This is a genomic window from Corynebacterium mustelae (assembly GCF_001020985.1).
GTDB classification, from domain to species: Bacteria; Actinomycetota; Actinomycetes; order Mycobacteriales; family Mycobacteriaceae; genus Corynebacterium; species Corynebacterium mustelae.
The window spans coordinates 2,540,606-2,556,760 of record NZ_CP011542.1 but is presented as its reverse complement, the minus strand read 5'-3'; the positions used below and the strand labels follow the sequence as shown (position 1 = coordinate 2,556,760).

Sequence of the window (16,155 nt, the reverse complement as noted above, 5' to 3'; positions counted from 1 at the left end):
AAATTTTTCAAACTTCAAGGCAGGTCGATCAACCATAGTGGCAACCCAGGTGCAAACAGCGCAGCAGATTTCGCGCGTCGTGTCGCTTGACGACGCCCATCTTCACACGATTCTTGGGATCAATGACGAAAACCTCAAGGTGCTTGAGGACCAATTGGACTGCCAGATTCATGTGCGGGGAACCAACGTCACCCTCACCGGGCTCGACCACGAGGTAGCTCGGGCAGTCAATGTACTAAAGGAACTTCAATCTTTGGCACGACGCGGGCATGTTATCAGCCCTGATTCCGTGAAGAACGCCATTTCCATCGTCACGGTGAACCCGCCACAATCAGTGGCGAAAGTGCTTGCCAGCGATATTATTGTCAGGCGGGGCAAGGCAATCGGGCCGAAAACCTACGGGCAGAAAGAATACGTCGACGCCATCGATGACAACACCATTGTCTTTGGGTTAGGTCCCGCCGGTTCCGGCAAGACTTATCTCGCGATGGCGAAAGCCGTACAGGCGCTGCAAACCAAACAGGTATCCCGGATCATCCTCACCCGTCCGGCGGTCGAAGCAGGAGAGAAACTGGGGTTTTTGCCAGGTACTCTTAACGATAAAATCGACCCTTACCTTAGGCCGTTGCATGATGCGCTGCGGGATATGGTGGAGCCTGAGGTTATTCCGAAACTCATGGAAGCCGGGATCGTCGAGGTTGCACCTTTGGCATATATGCGAGGCCGCACGCTTAACGACGCCTTCGTCATTCTTGACGAAGCCCAAAACACCACCCCAGCCCAGATGAAAATGTTTCTTACCCGATTGGGCTTTGGCTCAAAGATGGTTGTTACCGGGGATATCACCCAGGTTGATTTGCCCGGCGGCCAGAAATCGGGGCTGCGGCTAGTGCGCCATATCCTACGTGATGTCAGAGGGGTTGCTTTTTGTGAGCTAACTGCAGAAGACGTCGTGCGCCACAAACTTGTTGGTTGGATAGTAGCCGCTTACGACGATTATGAAGAGCAACTGGAACGACAGCAAGCCGAGCGTCGACAAGCAAAGGAGTCCGCTGAATGACGATCGAAGTTATCAACGAATCCGGCTACCCCGGCGTCAACGAGGAGTCGCTAATCGACGTCACCACCTTCGTACTGGGTGAAATGGATGTCCACCCCCAAGCGGAAGTTACGATCTCGATCGTCGATATTCCCACCATGAGTGATCTTCACGTTCGGTGGATGGACTTAGAAGGGCCCACTGACGTGATGAGCTTTCCTATGGACGAATTAACCCCCGGCATGGGGCGCCCCGACGCCCCCGATAGCGGGCCCGCAATGCTTGGCGACATCATTTTATGCCCCGAATTTGCAGAGAAACAGGCCGAAAAAGCAGGCCACGATTTAGGCCACGAGTTGTGTTTGCTCACCACACATGGTTGCCTGCACCTGTTAGGTTACGACCACGTGGTGCCTGCCGAAGAACAAAAAATGTTCGCATTGCAAAACGAGCTGCTGGCTGATTGGTACAGCGACTGCGAAAAACGTGGCGTTAGCTACCAACCAAAACCCACCGGGCCTGGGGCATTCCCATCGGCGGCTGACCGCGCGGAACTGGATAAACTGGTTCCTGGTGGCGGCATTCCCGCAATCGGAGAGCCGACAACCACTCATGGTGGTAGCTAAGTGAGCCCGCTGTTACTTGGGGTCGTCACGTTGGTGGCCTTGCTTTTCTCCGGACTAGTAGGCACCGTCGAGGCGGCCGTAAGCTCCATCTCCCGCGCGCGGGTGGAAAACATTGTTAAAGAAAACGAAACTGCCACCGCCAGGTCGCTGTTGAAAGTGCTAGACCGCCGCGCGGAACACATCAACCTCCTTGTGCTGGGCAGGTATCTTCTTGACACCACCGCCGCCGTGTTTGCAGCAATGCTGGCACTGGAAGTGATGGAACACGAAAGCTGGGCGTTACTAGCAGCAATCATTGGTGTTACCCTCGTGTCGTTTACCATCATCGGGGTGTTTTCCCGCACTGTGGGCCGCAAAAACCCCTATTCTGTATCGCTTGGTTCAGCGTTTATCCTCAATGCGGTGGCCACTATTTTGGGGCCGATACCGAAATTGCTAATCAAGATCGGCAATATCATCGCCCCCGGTGCTGGGTTCAGCGATGGGCCATATTCCACCGAAGTTGAATTACGCGAAATGGTGGACATTGCCCAAGAGCACGGCGTGGTGGAAGTCGAAGAACGCCGCATGATCCAAAACGTTTTCGATCTCGCCAGCGGAATCGCCCGGGAAGTCATGGTGCCCCGGCCGGAAATGGTGTGGATCGAATCCGGAAAAACCGCAGGACAAGCAACCACGTTGTGTGTCCGCTCCGGGCATTCCCGCATCCCGGTCATCGGCGAAAGCGTTGACGACATTGTGGGCGTGGTGTATCTGAAAGACCTGGTGCAACGCACCTACCACGACGCCGATGGTGGGCACAGCGTGCTTGTCGACGACGTCATGCGGCCAGCCACTTTCATTCCGGACTCTAAAAACCTCGACGCGCTGCTCCACGAAATGCAAACCAACCGCTTCCATATCGCCATGCTGGTTGATGAATTCGGCGGGATTGCCGGGCTGATTTCCATCGAAGATATTTTGGAAGAAATCGTCGGCGAAATTGCGGACGAATACGATGAACGAGAAATCGCGCCCATCGAACAATTCGAGGACGATCCCCGCAGCTACCGGGTGGTCAGCCGCCTACTTTTGGAAGAACTAGCGGAGAAAATCAACGAAGACCATGACGTCACCATCGATTTTTCCGATGAGATCACCGACCAGGTGGACACCGTTGCTGGCCTTATTGCCTTTGAAAAAGGCCGCGTGCCCTTACCCGGCACCACCGTGGAAACCTGCGGGTTACGGCTTGTCGCCGAAGGTGGGCGGGATCGACGCGGCAGGATGCGGGTGCGGTCGGTCATCGTGACCGTGCTTGCCGCAGCGGAAACCGACATTGACGAGGCGACTACAAGCTAAGCCAGAAGGGTCTTTTCAGTGTCAATCTCATCTGGGGCAGGAACCAATTCCGCGAAATCATCGCAGAGCTTCCCCACGGTGCCCTCGTCGATCCATACCTTCCATACCGACATGTCATCTTCTGGGTCGAAGTAGAGATACACCCCGTCGCTGTAGCTTCCGAAAATAAAGCAGTTTTCCAACCGCTCAACGGGGATTTCGCCATCAGCATCGTGCCGACGTACCGGTATTCTGACAAAATCCAGCAACCTAGAGGATTTTTCCGGAAGCCGTGCCCGTGCGATCAGGTCGACTTCTTTTCCGTCATGGAACCACGTCATGAATTGCTCAAATTCGGAAAGAAGACGGCGGTAATCAGCCGGGAACGTGGCACCGGTTTGTGCTTCAAAGGAATCAAGTACATCCATTGTGGTTAATGCTCCTGGTCACTTACGCAAAACACATTTCCTTCGGGATCGTGGAGCACCGTCCACGAAAAGCTGCCGTCCGGAAGCGTTTGCTCCGACTCCACAGTGGCGCCTAGTGTTTGCAGCCACTTTATGGTTTCTACCCGATTGTCAGTGTGGAAATCCACGTGAACCCGGTTTTTACCCGGTGTCGGTTCAGAAACCAATTGGAAACCCAACTTAGGGTTGCCATCAACCATGACAAAGAAGCCGTCATAATCCGCAAGGATTGGCGCACCAGTAGCCTGTGACCAAAACTGCGCCAACGAGCGAGGATCACGGCAATCAACAGTGATCATTCCTGGGGTGACTATTGTGCTCATATCGAACATTATAGCGAAAAACTTCCGGCGTTGTTGGGAAAAGTGTGATTTGAGCGTGGGAAGAGCACGTTACACCTTGTTCCCGTAGTCACAGTTATTGGGGACAATGAACAAGTAACGACGTTAATCGAAACTGTTGTGAAAGAAGAAATATGAAACAGAAAATTCCTGTTATAGCTACTTTTATCGATGGGCACGTATATGTGGATTCTGGAGCCGGGACTGCAGTCGAAGGATCAATAACACTCCATTGGAACAACGGCGATCTGGCCGGAGCCCGTGATTATTCCAAAGAAGGAAAATTGGTAGGCATTGAAATTCTTGATGTGCTGAACGAAATTTCGGAAACAGTGCATTCTGAATAGTGGATGGGTTTCCCGTACGCCTGTCAAGCTACTCAAAAATCCTTCGTAGCAGACACTCGCAAATAGTCTGGCCGTTATGAATTTAAGAAAACTGAAATTCATAAATTAGGATAAAACTAAGAAAAATCTGTACCAATTTACAGTGTGGTGGCATGGATACGTTATGTAATATTTCTAACGAAATAGTTGCAGTTTCCACCCTGTTTCTGACGGTGGTTGTAACGACATTAGCAGGTTTGACGTTCATGTCGGATCGGCGAGAAGTCCGCAGAAATAAGTTACGAGCTGCCTATTTGGCGTTTCAGAAGGATTCACCCACTCTTGACAGAATGTTTGCTAAAGGCCTTAAGGGTGGAACGGCTGGCAATCAAAGAGGTGGTTTGCCGCCTCTCCCCAGTGATAATGAGGATTCTGGTGGACTTCTTGGTTTTGAAAGATGGTGTTTTTCTGGAGGGGAGTTAAAAAATCTGGATGTCGTACAAGCCCTTGTGGAACCAGCTGGTCATCAAAGTAGAGGGGTTTGCAAAGTTGTCCGGAAAACGAGGGATAAGTTGTTGTTTCCAAACTTGCTTAAACGAAGCGCACTTCTTCCGAACAAAAAATGGGACTTAGTTTCCAATGTGAGGGTATTTCTAAATGAAGGGCCGAAATGGTCCTCAAAGGTGTACGCGGTTAGTAAAATTTCTGGCAACTATAAAAATGGTGTGACACTCACGTTATATGAAGGCGAATACGAGGATTACTATAACTCCTGCATCGGAATGGGGATCCTGGCAGCACACAATCCGAATTCCCGATCTTTGCGGAATTTACGAAAACGAATGTGGGTGCAAGAAAAAGGTTGTTCAGATATTACTGTAAAAAACCATTTTGCACTCGTTGCAGTTGGATGCCTGACCGTTGTAATCAATGATAACGGCCCAGCTATGTTGTTACATCGGCGGGGGATAAATGTTGCAGACAACCAAGAAATGATCGCAGAAATTCCCTCAGGGTCTCTCTCATCTTTCCTTGACAATCCGATAAATGATACTTCCGATCGAGAAGTCTTTTTTCTAGATACTGTAAAACGCGAATTTGCCGAAGAGCTACTCAATGTGGATGAAACGGGCGAATCCCCGCAGCGAAAGATTGTAGATGAGCGGTTAAGAGGACTCATCGGTGAAGACAATGTTTATTTTTTGGGAATCGGATTCTACCCTGTACAAGGGTATTTAATGGTGCTTTCATTAACGGTAATTGACGAACGTGACGAGTCTGTGAAGGACTGGATGAAAAGGAATGATACGGATTGCGTTATCGATGCTTTAACGGAAAATTACGAAGGAACGATCATGACGATGCCATTCGGTAAGGAAGAAATAGGTGTAATTCGTAAACTCCATCGACGCACGCCAGGTCTTGGTGAGATTACCCGAATTATAGAAAGCAATTTCGATGAAATAAATAAGGAAATAAATAAGCACGCCAGGCAAAGAACGAATCGTAGTTTAACTTCACGTTTTCGGACTATTTTTGGAATTGGGCACTAGCAATTTTGAATTAGCCTCCAGAATTTTCCGGGAGGCCGCCGAGGCGTTACATTGGCTAGGTCTTCTAACTCCTAATTAGTCTTTCTAGTTTTTGCTTATCGAGTTCAGGGCATTCCCAATCTTGTGGGATTGGCATGCCTAATTCTTCTACCAAAACGCGCAGCGCTTCTTCAGGGAAATCGCGAACGACAGCGGCCGTTTGTATCTTGCGCCATTTCAACCGTGCTTCTTCAAGGCGTGGTTTCCACTTGTTGTTATCGACATCTAGGTTAAATTCCACCCGTAGTACTTCGAGGATATCTTCTAAACATGGGCGGAACCGATGCCCACCTGTAGGGAAATGAAAAGCTGAAAGTACCGACGGAGTATTAAGATACTTTTTTACCTGATAGTTGTTTTCGGGGTTGAGTTTTGCTGCAAATCCTAGGAGATGAGTAAATTCGTCACGGTGAGCATGAACATGGAAATGCGAACTTGGTAGATAAGATTTTTGATTCCGCACGTATTCCACACGAAAAAGCGGATCTCTACCTGGTTTGCTCAAGGGGTATACCGCGAAGGTAGAGTTTTCGACAGCAAGAAAATTGTTAGTTGTGTCCCAAGTGCACTTGTATTCGGGTTTGATGCCGATTACGGCTCTGCCTTGAGATTTGAGGGGAACGATGCCGGGCTTATTATCTTTTTGCTCAAGACGGATAGATACTGTGATTGCTTTGTCGTTGTCAAGATATGTGTACTCAAACGGCACGCATTCCCCTGCGAATGTTTTTAACGACGTCGTTATTTCATCATCGAACGCTTTTACATTTTCCTTGAAGCGCTCGTCACTTGAATCAGGAGCGTCCAAGAAGCCACCGCAATTCGGAGATTCGTTCCCATACTCCCTGCTCCAATGGAGAAAGATCAAAGAAACGTGCTCGTTCTTCGAACTCTTCAATCCCGCCTTGAATCGTCGTTTCTAATTCATGGAGCTTGTCTTCAGCTTCCTTTTTACTCATGGGGTTCAACATTGGAGCGGTCATGGTTACCTCCTTTTCTGATCACTATCGATTATGCCTTAGACGTTACCGATTGCCTAGGGCTAGCGACCTAGTAGGTGTACCCATCAATTTGATGATGATCTTTGGTGAATCGTTTGCCTCACGTTGTTGACCAAGCCGTTGGCTGACATACCCATTCGTAGGTATGAGACGTGCCACTAAAGCTTCAACCCCTGGTATGAGCTGCAATTTCTGCCTGTGGGTTGACGATTTTCATTCGTCAATTGGCCATGATGGAAAGTATGAAGCAACATCTTGATTATGTGATCCACACTAGTGGGCTCACCAAACAGTTTGGTTCGGAGGTCGTGGTTAATGCGTTGGATCTTCGTGTACCAGCTGGTGCTATATACGGCTTCCTGGGGCCGAATGGATCCGGCAAATCCACCACAATGAAAATGCTGCTTGGTCTCATGCGTCCAACAGTGGGAGAGATTCACTTGTTTGGGCAGCGACTGGAAACGGCCAGTCGGGCGGCACTGCTGCGCACCGTGGGGTCGATGATTGAAGCCCCTCCCGGTTATGGTCACCTCACCGGTTGGGAGAACATGCAGATCGTGCAGGCCATGTTGGGTTTGGAAACTCGGCAGATTGAAGAAGCCTTGGACACGGTTCGGCTAAGCGGGCACCGCAAGAAGCTTGTGAAGAACTACTCCCTCGGCATGAAGCAGCGGTTGGGGATCGCGATGGCGCTTGCTCGTAACCCGGAGCTACTCATCTTGGATGAGCCGGTTAATGGGCTGGATCCGGCCGGTATCGAGGAGATTCGTGAGCTGATAATCGACCTAGCGGCGCGTGGGATTACCATCATGGTGTCGAGCCACCTGCTAGATGAGGTGGATAAGACCGCAACGATGATGGGAATTATCGATCGCGGCTCCTTGATTTTCCAGGGCAGTAGGGAAGAACTATACGGTCACAGCGTGCCAGATTTGATCGTCACCACTGACGAACAATATGTGGCCAATCTGCTGCGTATTCCCGGCGCGCGCCGGTATTCGTCGTCAAGCGTTGCGGTACCAGGGCTCACGCAGCCGCAAGCCGCGCAGTTGATTGCCGAGGCAGCACAATCTGTCCCTGTGTATGAGGCGAAGCGGGCGCAGCAATCGTTGGAGGAAATTTTTATGGATCTCACGGCGACAGGACAGTTGCGATGATTGCGGTGGAATTACGAAAGTTACGTCGGTTGAAAATACCGTGGTTGGTTGCGGTCTTGGTTGTTGCGGTGGTTGCCTTGAGTTCAACGACGCTGTTTAGAGACACGGACGGCGTGGATATGGCGGGGTTGTTGCTCGCTGTCACGATGGCGCAGGCCCTGTTGTCGCCGGTGTTTGTCAGTATTATTGCTTCCCGGTTGGTGGAAGTCGAACATGAAGGTAATGGCTGGCATTTGATGGCGGCGGCGGGCGTTAGCCGCAGTCGATTGTGTGCGCTGAAAATCCTGCTGGTTAGTGCGATTATTACGGTCGCGGTGATTGTGGAAGCCAGCGTGTTATACGCTGTTGCCATTGGCGATGCGATCCCGGAGACGGTCAATAATTCAGCATGGTGGGGGTATTTTAGCTGGCTGGCGTTGATCAATATTGTGTTTGTGGTGTTCCATGTCGTGATTGCTGCCACGGTTGATAATCAATTGGTCAATATCGGGATCGGTGTTTTAGGTGCTTTCATTTCGGTGTTTTCGTTGCTTCTGCCGGATACGATTACGCGGTTTATTCCGTGGGGATGCTATGCGCTTATTTCGCCGGTGGGATTCGGGGGATTAGAGAAAGTTGTCTATATTCAGCCGCCCTATGCGTCGATTATCGGATTGGTCGCCGTGATGCTGGTTGGTGGTGTAGTAGCAGTGCGCTGGTTTGATCGGTTGGAACGATAGGAAGGGTGAATGCCATGTTTCGTGCGGAACTATTGAAGTTGAAACGTTCGCAATTGTGGGTGGTGGTCGTGATTTTACCGCTGCTGGCAATTATTACGGGCAGCATTAACTACTGGTCGAACAAGCAGATGCTCAATAGCGGTTGGGTGTCGCTTTTTAGCCAGGTGTTCCTGTTCTATTCGTTGTTTTATTTCTCGATGGCTGTGGCGCTAATGTGTGCTGCGGCGTGGCGTATGGAGCACCAAGGTACAAACTGGAATTTGTTGCGTGCTAATTCCACCAGTGCGGTGTCGTTGCTTCTAGCCAAGACTGCTGTCATTGCGATTCCGTTGGCGGTTATGCAGCTTGTGTTGGTGTGTGGCACGTTTATTTCCGGGTTGATTGTGCTTGACGACGTCTCCATGCCACCGTTGTATTACCTGGTTATTGGGCTGCTTGCGGTGGTTGCGTCGTTCCCGCTGGTGGTGCTGCAGCTGTTGCTCTCAGCTCGTTTGAAATCCTTTGCCGCGCCGGTGGCGGTGTGTTTCGCTGGTTGTGTTGCTGGTTTTGGAGTCCTGGCGAGCGCGCCGCCCCTGGTGTATGGCAAGCATGTCATTCCGCAGGCATTGGTTACCCGGATGCTGAACCTCGGTTCGTCTGCGGTGGGGGATTCGGATGCTTTTACTTTTTCGGGTGCGCTTCCGATTGTCGCGGCAGCTCTTGCCGTGGGGGCGGGTTTGATTCTGCTCGCCCCGAAGGTGATTCGGATGTACGAAAGCTAGTGTGGGCGTGAGGTTTTAGACCACACGGTATTCTAGATATTCTTTTGTCCGAAATAGGTCGGTAACCAAATGTGGGTTATCGGCCTGCATTGTTGCGATGAATGCCTTGACTTCTTCTTCGGGTAGCCCGTCGAGGTGCTGTATTTCGGTTTCGGTGACCCCGACAAGCTGGACGAATGAGGTTTTGCCGTAAATGCCTTGCTGTGTGCGGGCCTCGGTATCGGGCGCTGTGACGAATGCGGTGATGGTGCACCCTTCGTCTTCGATGATCGGGCTGCCGTTGAGCCTGATGGTGGCGTAGGGCTTGAACCAGTTTCCGGATTCGTAGGTGTAACGGGCGAAAAACTCCAACAGGTTGATAGTCCACCACCAGTCGGCGGAGGTATCGGGAAGTTTAAGCGTCATTTCGTAGCCCCAACCGCTGTATTCGCCGCCGAGTGCTTCTTCTTCGATTCCCAGTTCCGTCATGCCGAATGTGACGATGTGCTGGTAACCGGCTGGTGACTGGAATTTTGCGAATTCCTCAATGTAGCCATCACCACCCAGTGATGGTGGTATCGCATGGTGATACCACTCGGGTTCTTGACCGGGGTAGAGCCGTTGGAATTCTGCTGTGATGGTGTCGAATCCGGGATGCCAGGTGGGGTCGGCTGCGGCGCGGTTACGGAATTCTTCGGTATTCATCGAGTGGTCCTATTGCTTTTTCGGGAGAAATTTGGCAACATTGTGTACATGTCACTATTTTGTGGCTAACATTCGCCCATCACGCAATCATGCTGTAGATTTGCTGGTTGGGTTTTGTTGTGTCCCAAGGACAGTTCACATATTAATGTAAACACTATCTATCTCAAGGAAAGATTCATGAAAAAAGGACTTATTGCAGCAGCCGTTCTAGCGGCGGTCGCTATCGCAGGCGTTATTTTCGGTACCAAATACTACGCATCCAAATACGACAACAGTAACGTCGCAGCACCTAGCGTGACCACTGAGGCCAAGCCAGCGGATTCCGCTGATCTGACCGGAACCTGGACCGTTGGTGACGGCTCCTTCGCAGGTTACCGCGTAGGCAAGGTTCTTAACGGCGAAAACCTCGTGGTAGTTGGTCGCACCGAGAATGTTACCGGCGATGCATCCCTTAACGACGGCACCCTTTTGGCAGCCTCCATTGAGGTGGATTTGGCTAGCGTTACTTCCGGTGAAGATGCCCGCGACAAGGCATTCCGCGATGAGATCCTCAAAGTTAACGACAACCCAACCGCTACCTTCGTCGTTACCGAGCCTGTAAAGGTTAGCTCCGGTTCAGGCCCAGTAGAAGTGACCGGCGATCTGACCCTGAACGGCCAGACCAAGCCAGTTACCGCAACCCTCGAAATTGCAAAGAACGATTCCGTGCTTGAAGTAGCTGGAACCGTTCCAATGACCTGGAGTGACTTCGGCATCGTAGCACCAGACCTAGGTTTCGCCGTTGTTGACAAGACCGGCGACCTGGAATTCCAGCTCAACCTCACTCAGTAATAAGAGAAAAACGGGGATTCATTCCTTCCATCAAAATGCCTAGATTTGGAAGGGGTGAATCCCCGTTTGTATGCTCAAAATCGGCAGAGGCACCAGCGGTAACCATCGAATTCGCCTGAAGACCTTTTAGTTTCAGTAATTAAAAAAGATCAGCATTGTGGTCAGGCTACGGGGCACAGGCGGGCGTCGACAAGCAAAACCCTTAACCGCGATACACCTCACGGTGAATAACCTCGCTCAGCGGCTTTGCATCCCGCCATCCGAAACGTTGTAAGTCCGGAACCGATTCAAAATGAGTGACTGGACCGATACACAACCAGGCGATAGGGCGGATTGGATCTGGGCAGCCGATGAAGCTGCGCAGAAACTCCTCCTCGTAGAAGCTCACCCATCCCATACCAATGTTCTCGGCGGTAGCTGCAAGCCACATGTTTTGGATAGCTAAAACAGCGCTAAAAACCCCGGTGTCGTCAATAGTATGTCGGCCGAGGATGTTCGGCCCGCCCCGGCGTGGATCGAAAGTGACCACGATACCGGTGCCAGACTCCCTAATCCCCTCAATCTTGATCGGGTTGAATACTTCCTTGCGGTCGTCCGCTAACTCGTCCGCAAATGCTTTTCGGCGCTCAGCTACGTGGGCGGCAAACTCAGCCAACCGGTTCCTATCCTGGATAATCACAAAATCCCACGGCTGGGAATTTCCCACCGACGGGGCGGCGTGGCCTGCGGAAAGAATGCGATTTAAGGTATCGGCGCAAATGACCTCACCGGTGTACTCGGCGCGAACGTCGCGCCGGGCGAAAATGGTGCGGTAAACAGCTTCGGTTTCTTCTGTCATTCCTTTAACTTTATGCCACTATCAGGCAACCGAAATCGGGGCGACCATGTGCATGTCGTTGTGGGAGAAAACATCCACGTGAACCCCATAGACATCCTTGATAACCTCCGGGTTCAACACCTCGGTGGGGCAGCCTTGGGCGACGGGGTGCCCGGATTTCATCACGAGAATCGAATCAGCAAACCGGGCGGCCAGATTGATGTCATGGATGGCGATAAGCCCAATCGCATTAGTCTCCGCCACCCACTGACGCACATAATCCAAGAGGAAAAGCTGCCGCCTGAGATCCAACGCACTGGTGGGCTCATCAAGTACGACGATGGAAGGCGACGTAACCAACGCCTGGGCCACACCCACCAATTGCCGCTGCCCACCGGATAATTCACCAAGATACCTATGCCCAAGATCGGCGATCCCTAACGAGGTCATGGTTTTCGCGGCACTCCACTCCGGGTCTGTTGTGGCGCGCCGGGCAGCGATCAGCACGGTTTCGAAGGCGTGAAGTGCCGCTGAACTGGGGAGGTCCTGCGGGACGTAGCCGATATGGCGTCGCAAACTATTGCCGGAGAAGGTTTCTAAATCCCGGCGGAACTCGACTTCACCGGTGTGCCGTAGGATTCCGGAAATAGCTTTGATGAGGGTAGATTTGCCAGCCGCATTGGGACCGAGTAATGCGGTTATCGTCCCGCCGGAAAGCGGGGTGGCGGTGAAGTCGGAAACGACCGAGTTCTTGCCATAGCCGACCGAGACGTTACTGATGGTCAGTTCGTTTACCATAGGTTGCGCTTCCTGGTGATGATGAGACCGATAAAGAACGGCACGCCGACGAGTGCGGTGATAATTCCAATAGGAACGGCGACACCGGGGATGATAATTAGGCTCAAGGCGTGGGAGGCGCTGAGCATCACCGCACCGGCAGCGGCCGCCGCCGGTATGAAATAGCGCTGGTCTTCGCCAACCAGCATTCGGGCGATATGCGGGCCGACCAGGCCGACAAAGCCGATGATCCCGGAGAATGCCACTGCCGTCGCGGCCAGAAGCGAACAGAGAATCAACACGATAACCCGGAGCCGGGCGACGTTGACCCCCATGGCCTGGGCGCGGGCGTCGCCCAGCTTCAAGGCAGTCAGCCGCCAAGAGAGGATGCCGAAAATCGGGATGATGACGACTAAGACCAGCGCCAACACAAGGTTTCCGGCCCAGGTCGCCCGCGTCATGGACCCCATCGACCAGAAGACAATTTGCTGGAGGGCTTCGGTGGAAGCGCGGTATTGGATCAAGGCGAGCAGCGCCTGGAACAGAAAGACCAAACCGATTCCCAACAAGATCATCGTTTCCGCACTGGCACCGCGCCAGATCGACGCGCCAACAATGACGGCGGTGGCGATCATGGACGAGAGCCAGGCAATAACCGCTAGGTTGAATTGCGGTTGGTTGATCGCCGTCCAGCCTAAAACGATGGTTGCGGCGCCGCCGAAGGCAGCAGCGGCGGAGATGCCTAGGGTGTAGGGTTCCGCCAGCGGATTGGACAAGATGGTTTGCATCTGGGCACCCGCCAGCGAAAGAGTAATACCGACCAAAAGTGCCATCACTGACATGGGCAGCCGCAGTGTGTAGAGCACGGTGTGTTCTTGTTGGCTGAGTGAATCTGGTTGGATAAGCCCCCGTACAACACCGGCGAATCCCAATTGGGTGGGGCCAACCACCGTGGCCACAACGAACGCCACTAACGCAATGGCTGTGAGCGCGACAATGATCGCCCACCGTCGACGGGTAGTGCGCCGATGGGTGGAAACCAATTGGCTTGCCGATTGCGTCGAATCGGCGGATGTGGGTGGATTCGATGCAGGTGGGGTTGAATCCACGTCGATGACCGAGTGTGGGGAAGTACTCACTGTTGTCCTTAGCAGTGTGGGTGGTCGGTTGCGGGAAGGCTAGCGCCTTGTGGTAGTTGCTACGGGTTCATGCCAGTGAAGAAGATGCCGCTGGCGGGGAACGCCTGGAATTCGTCGTGGGCTTTCTCCCAGTGGGCATTGACATCAATATCGGAGAACAGATCTGGGTGCAGCCATACTGCGAATTGCTCCAGCGCCAGGTAATTCATCGGGGAATCGTAGAACTGGTGCCAAACTGCATACAGCTTTTCCTGCTTCGGGGCATCAAGCTGGTCGAAGCCATTGGTTTGCAGCAGTCCGCGCAGTGTTTCGGCGGCGCGTTCTTTGGTGCCGGAGTAGCCCAATTCCACGTGCGGGATGGCCTGCTTCTTTTCTTCGTCTTTCGAACCGGCTTTTTCTGGATCCCAGGAACCGCCGGTGGCGATAATGACGTCTGGATTTTCCGCGATGACCTTCTCGGCGGTGATATCACCGGATTCGGTGTCAAGAATATGGTCTCCCAGATTGTCGCCGCCAGCTGCGTTGACAAATTCGCCTAAATTCGATTTATTGACCGTCGCACAGCAATCTTTGAGCCCAGCGGCCCGCCACAGTAGAGTCTTGGGTCGTTCCTCATCGCTGAGTTTTGAGGTGCGCTCGGTGATCCGATCAACCGTTTCTTGCCAGTCGGCGTTGAATTTCTTTGCTTCCTCGGTTTTGCCGAAAAGCTCACCTAGTGCCGTGATGGAGGTGGTGGTGTTGGTCATGGGGTGCTGCCGGAAGTCGGTCACGATGTATTTGATTCCAGCCGCGTCGATTTTTTCCAACATGCCAGTGGTTTCGGCCGCGTCGTAATGATCGGCGGTCATGACCAGGGCGTCAGGGTTATGGGCGATGAGGTTCTCCACGGTGACATCGCCCTTGGCAATGCCGCCGATTTCGGGTAGTTCAGCAACGGCGGGAAGTTTCTCCACCAGTTTTTCTTTAAACGATGGGGCGGCGGTGGTCAGGTCGGAACCTAAGGCAACGACTTTGTCGATCGGATTGTTTTTATTCAGGATTGATGTGGCGAATAAGCCACGGCCTTCGCCTAAGATGATGCGTTCTGGTGGGGCGTCGAAGGTGACGGTGCGACCTTTGACATCGGTGACGGTGATCGCAGTATCGGTGCTTTTCGACGTCTCCGCCGTGGTTGATCCAGTATCGGTGCCATTGGTGCAGGCGGTTACGGTCAGCGCGATTAGCGCTCCCGCACCCAGCAGTCGAAGCTTTCGCATTGATTCTCCTTTATATATTCATCAAACTAAAGTTGTAAAACTTTAAGCCGAGACACATTATAGCAAGCGAATGCTAATTAAAGATAGTATTACCTTATTTTTTTATGGTTGCCTGTGGTTTGGCGCCTGGGAGGCGTCGAAAAGCGCGAGTAAAGCTTTGTTATTTATAGCCAAAACCGTCATGATTAGAACCATGACTATTCTTTCCATCCAATCCCACGTTTCCTATGGGCACGTAGGAAACTCCGCCGCCGTATTCCCATTACAACGCATCGGACACGAAGTGTGGCCTGTTCATACCGTCAATTTCTCAAATCACACCGGCTACGGCGAATGGGGAGGCGAACTCATACCAGCAACTCAGGTTAAAAACGTCATTGATGGAATCAAAGCACGTGGCGCCTTCGCCAACATCGAGGCGATTGTGTCTGGTTACCAGGGTGGAAGTGATATTGCGGATGTCATCATCGACACCGTTGCACAGGTCAAAGCCGAAAACCCCCATGCTGTTTACGCCTGCGATCCGGTGATGGGGAATGCGAAGTCAGGGTGTTTTGTCTCCGACCTCATCCCACCATTGCTGCGCGATAAGGTCGTGCCGGTTGCAGACATCATCACCCCAAACCAATTCGAACTCTCATACCTCACCGGAGTGGAAGCATCCACTATTGATAGCACCCTCGCCGCGGTGGAAGCAGCCCGTGCGATGGGGCCACACACCGTTTTGGTGACCTCCGTGTTACGCCCCGACCGCGATGAAAACACTATCGAAATGATCGCGGTTAATGACAATGGTGCGTGGAAAGTTCAAACTCCGTTTATCAACACTAAACGCAACGGCTCCGGCGATGTCACCGCCGCATTGTTTACTGGTCACTACATCCGCAGTAACGACGCAGCAGACGCCTTAGCGCGCACCGCCTCCGCCGTTTATGACCTCATCGAACTAACTCACGCCCGCGATTCCCGTGAATTATTGCTCATTGACGCTCAGGATCGCTTCGCCGAACCGCAGTTGCAATTTAAGGTGGAAAAGATCGCCTAAGTACGGCTTGTCAGGCAGCGCCATATCGTGCGGCGGCGGTGCTGCTGGGTCAGATGGGGGCGGGTGTCCTAGAATAGAACCGATACGACACCAGCACCGCCGTTTCGTCGGTTAGATGCCGCAAATAGTTCATGCTTGGTCCACCGGTGTCGGTGACTAGTGTTGGTTTTTAGGTATCAGTTTTCGTTACTGGTGCTTAAAAAACCAATCTGATGACTCGTGCGGTTGGAGCCGCGATAAAACAATAAACCAAAAAA

19 protein-coding genes are annotated in these 16,155 nt (G+C 52.3%); 10 read left to right on the top strand and 9 right to left on the bottom strand.

Annotated features, from left to right (window positions below):
• Positions 1-37: 37 nt before the first annotated feature.
• The 3 genes from CMUST_RS11415 to CMUST_RS11405 are packed head-to-tail and all read left to right on the top strand — an operon-like array spanning position 38 to position 3,006.
• Positions 38-1,060 (top strand): PhoH family protein, encoded by a 1,023-nt coding sequence (locus CMUST_RS11415; RefSeq protein WP_047262621.1) that lies wholly within the window; start codon positions 38-40, stop codon positions 1,058-1,060.
• A complete protein-coding gene (ybeY, locus tag CMUST_RS11410) occupies positions 1,057-1,665 on the top strand; it encodes an rRNA maturation RNase YbeY (protein WP_047262620.1) in 609 nt (202 codons plus the stop codon). The genes CMUST_RS11415 and ybeY overlap by 4 nt, the downstream gene beginning before the upstream one ends.
• Positions 1,666-3,006 carry a hemolysin family protein gene (locus CMUST_RS11405; RefSeq protein WP_047262619.1) on the top strand — a complete coding sequence of 447 codons (1,341 nt, stop codon included), beginning with the start codon at positions 1,666-1,668 and terminating at the stop codon, positions 3,004-3,006.
• Here CMUST_RS11405 and CMUST_RS16075 read toward each other — a convergent pair.
• Positions 3,003-3,413 carry an SMI1/KNR4 family protein gene (locus CMUST_RS16075; RefSeq protein WP_052844707.1) on the bottom strand — a complete coding sequence of 137 codons (411 nt, stop codon included), beginning with the start codon at positions 3,411-3,413 and terminating at the stop codon, positions 3,003-3,005. The two genes, CMUST_RS11405 and CMUST_RS16075, sit on opposite strands and share 4 nt — an antisense overlap.
• A gap of 5 nt (positions 3,414-3,418) precedes the next feature.
• A complete protein-coding gene (locus tag CMUST_RS11395; RefSeq protein ID WP_047263603.1) occupies positions 3,419-3,775 on the bottom strand; it encodes a VOC family protein in 357 nt (118 codons plus the stop codon).
• Positions 3,776-3,927: 152 nt separating this feature from the next.
• Between CMUST_RS11395 and CMUST_RS11390 the strand changes: the two genes are divergently transcribed.
• Both CMUST_RS11390 and CMUST_RS11385 read left to right on the top strand, forming a co-directional pair.
• On the top strand, positions 3,928-4,140 hold the full coding sequence (locus tag CMUST_RS11390; protein WP_047262618.1) for a DUF2283 domain-containing protein: 213 nt from the start codon (positions 3,928-3,930) through the stop codon (positions 4,138-4,140).
• A 152-nt stretch (positions 4,141-4,292) separates the two neighbouring features.
• A complete protein-coding gene (locus CMUST_RS11385) occupies positions 4,293-5,672 on the top strand; it encodes a hypothetical protein (RefSeq protein WP_047262617.1) in 1,380 nt (459 codons plus the stop codon).
• Between the two features lie 64 nt (positions 5,673-5,736).
• Here the strand turns inward: CMUST_RS11385 and CMUST_RS16070 are convergent, their stop codons facing one another.
• Entirely contained in the window at positions 5,737-6,519 is a 783-nt protein-coding gene (locus CMUST_RS16070) for a hypothetical protein (RefSeq protein WP_052844705.1), read from the bottom strand.
• Positions 6,506-6,694: a hypothetical protein gene (locus CMUST_RS11375; protein ID WP_047262616.1), complete on the bottom strand. Its 189-nt coding sequence runs from the start codon at positions 6,692-6,694 to the stop codon at positions 6,506-6,508. The genes CMUST_RS16070 and CMUST_RS11375 overlap by 14 nt, the downstream gene beginning before the upstream one ends.
• Positions 6,695-6,954: 260 nt before the next feature.
• Between CMUST_RS11375 and CMUST_RS11370 the strand changes: the two genes are divergently transcribed.
• The 3 genes from CMUST_RS11370 to CMUST_RS11360 are packed head-to-tail and all read left to right on the top strand — an operon-like array spanning position 6,955 to position 9,349.
• Positions 6,955-7,869, top strand: coding sequence for an ABC transporter ATP-binding protein (locus CMUST_RS11370; protein ID WP_047262615.1), 915 nt, complete (start codon positions 6,955-6,957; stop codon positions 7,867-7,869).
• Positions 7,866-8,588 (top strand): ABC transporter permease, encoded by a 723-nt coding sequence (locus CMUST_RS11365; protein ID WP_047262614.1) that lies wholly within the window; start codon positions 7,866-7,868, stop codon positions 8,586-8,588. The genes CMUST_RS11370 and CMUST_RS11365 overlap by 4 nt, the downstream gene beginning before the upstream one ends.
• Positions 8,589-8,602: 14 nt before the next feature.
• Positions 8,603-9,349: an ABC transporter permease gene (locus CMUST_RS11360; RefSeq protein WP_047262613.1), complete on the top strand. Its 747-nt coding sequence runs from the start codon at positions 8,603-8,605 to the stop codon at positions 9,347-9,349.
• Between the two features lie 15 nt (positions 9,350-9,364).
• On the opposite strand, the gene CMUST_RS11355 is transcribed toward CMUST_RS11360, so the two are convergent.
• Positions 9,365-10,033, bottom strand: coding sequence for a suppressor of fused domain protein (locus tag CMUST_RS11355; RefSeq protein WP_047262612.1), 669 nt, complete (start codon positions 10,031-10,033; stop codon positions 9,365-9,367).
• A 177-nt stretch (positions 10,034-10,210) separates the two neighbouring features.
• On the opposite strand from CMUST_RS11355, the gene CMUST_RS11350 reads away from it, so the two are divergent.
• Positions 10,211-10,864, top strand: coding sequence for a YceI family protein (locus CMUST_RS11350; RefSeq protein WP_047262611.1), 654 nt, complete (start codon positions 10,211-10,213; stop codon positions 10,862-10,864).
• 202 nt (positions 10,865-11,066) lie between these two features.
• Here the strand turns inward: CMUST_RS11350 and bluB are convergent, their stop codons facing one another.
• From bluB to CMUST_RS11330, 4 genes are all read right to left on the bottom strand, one after another.
• Positions 11,067-11,702 carry a 5,6-dimethylbenzimidazole synthase gene (bluB, locus tag CMUST_RS11345; protein ID WP_047262610.1) on the bottom strand — a complete coding sequence of 212 codons (636 nt, stop codon included), beginning with the start codon at positions 11,700-11,702 and terminating at the stop codon, positions 11,067-11,069.
• Between the two features lie 21 nt (positions 11,703-11,723).
• Positions 11,724-12,479, bottom strand: coding sequence for an ABC transporter ATP-binding protein (locus tag CMUST_RS11340; protein WP_047262609.1), 756 nt, complete (start codon positions 12,477-12,479; stop codon positions 11,724-11,726).
• Complete coding sequence (locus CMUST_RS11335; protein WP_047263601.1) at positions 12,473-13,501, bottom strand: FecCD family ABC transporter permease; 1,029 nt, start codon at positions 13,499-13,501, stop codon at positions 12,473-12,475. The genes CMUST_RS11340 and CMUST_RS11335 overlap by 7 nt, the downstream gene beginning before the upstream one ends.
• Positions 13,502-13,656: 155 nt before the next feature.
• Complete coding sequence (locus CMUST_RS11330; RefSeq protein WP_047262608.1) at positions 13,657-14,853, bottom strand: ABC transporter substrate-binding protein; 1,197 nt, start codon at positions 14,851-14,853, stop codon at positions 13,657-13,659.
• A gap of 193 nt (positions 14,854-15,046) precedes the next feature.
• On the opposite strand from CMUST_RS11330, the gene pdxY reads away from it, so the two are divergent.
• Entirely contained in the window at positions 15,047-15,898 is an 852-nt protein-coding gene (gene pdxY, locus CMUST_RS11325; RefSeq protein WP_047263600.1) for a pyridoxal kinase PdxY, read from the top strand.
• Positions 15,899-16,155: the final 257 nt, after the last annotated feature.

Coding starts and splice junctions, on each gene's coding strand:
- CMUST_RS11355 (WP_047262612.1), bottom strand. CDS start 10,033: ATGAATACCGAAGAATTCCGTAACCGCGCCGCAGCCGACCCCACCTGG.
- ybeY (WP_047262620.1), top strand. CDS start 1,057: ATGACGATCGAAGTTATCAACGAATCCGGCTACCCCGGCGTCAACGAG.
- CMUST_RS11390 (WP_047262618.1), top strand. CDS start 3,928: ATGAAACAGAAAATTCCTGTTATAGCTACTTTTATCGATGGGCACGTA.
- CMUST_RS11360 (WP_047262613.1), top strand. CDS start 8,603: ATGTTTCGTGCGGAACTATTGAAGTTGAAACGTTCGCAATTGTGGGTG.
- bluB (WP_047262610.1), bottom strand. CDS start 11,702: ATGACAGAAGAAACCGAAGCTGTTTACCGCACCATTTTCGCCCGGCGC.
- CMUST_RS11350 (WP_047262611.1), top strand. CDS start 10,211: ATGAAAAAAGGACTTATTGCAGCAGCCGTTCTAGCGGCGGTCGCTATC.
- CMUST_RS11385 (WP_047262617.1), top strand. CDS start 4,293: ATGGATACGTTATGTAATATTTCTAACGAAATAGTTGCAGTTTCCACC.
- pdxY (WP_047263600.1), top strand. CDS start 15,047: ATGACTATTCTTTCCATCCAATCCCACGTTTCCTATGGGCACGTAGGA.
- CMUST_RS11330 (WP_047262608.1), bottom strand. CDS start 14,853: ATGCGAAAGCTTCGACTGCTGGGTGCGGGAGCGCTAATCGCGCTGACC.
- CMUST_RS11375 (WP_047262616.1), bottom strand. CDS start 6,694: ATGACCGCTCCAATGTTGAACCCCATGAGTAAAAAGGAAGCTGAAGAC.
- CMUST_RS16075 (WP_052844707.1), bottom strand. CDS start 3,413: ATGGATGTACTTGATTCCTTTGAAGCACAAACCGGTGCCACGTTCCCG.
- CMUST_RS11340 (WP_047262609.1), bottom strand. CDS start 12,479: ATGGTAAACGAACTGACCATCAGTAACGTCTCGGTCGGCTATGGCAAG.
- CMUST_RS11370 (WP_047262615.1), top strand. CDS start 6,955: ATGAAGCAACATCTTGATTATGTGATCCACACTAGTGGGCTCACCAAA.
- CMUST_RS11395 (WP_047263603.1), bottom strand. CDS start 3,775: ATGAGCACAATAGTCACCCCAGGAATGATCACTGTTGATTGCCGTGAT.
- CMUST_RS11365 (WP_047262614.1), top strand. CDS start 7,866: ATGATTGCGGTGGAATTACGAAAGTTACGTCGGTTGAAAATACCGTGG.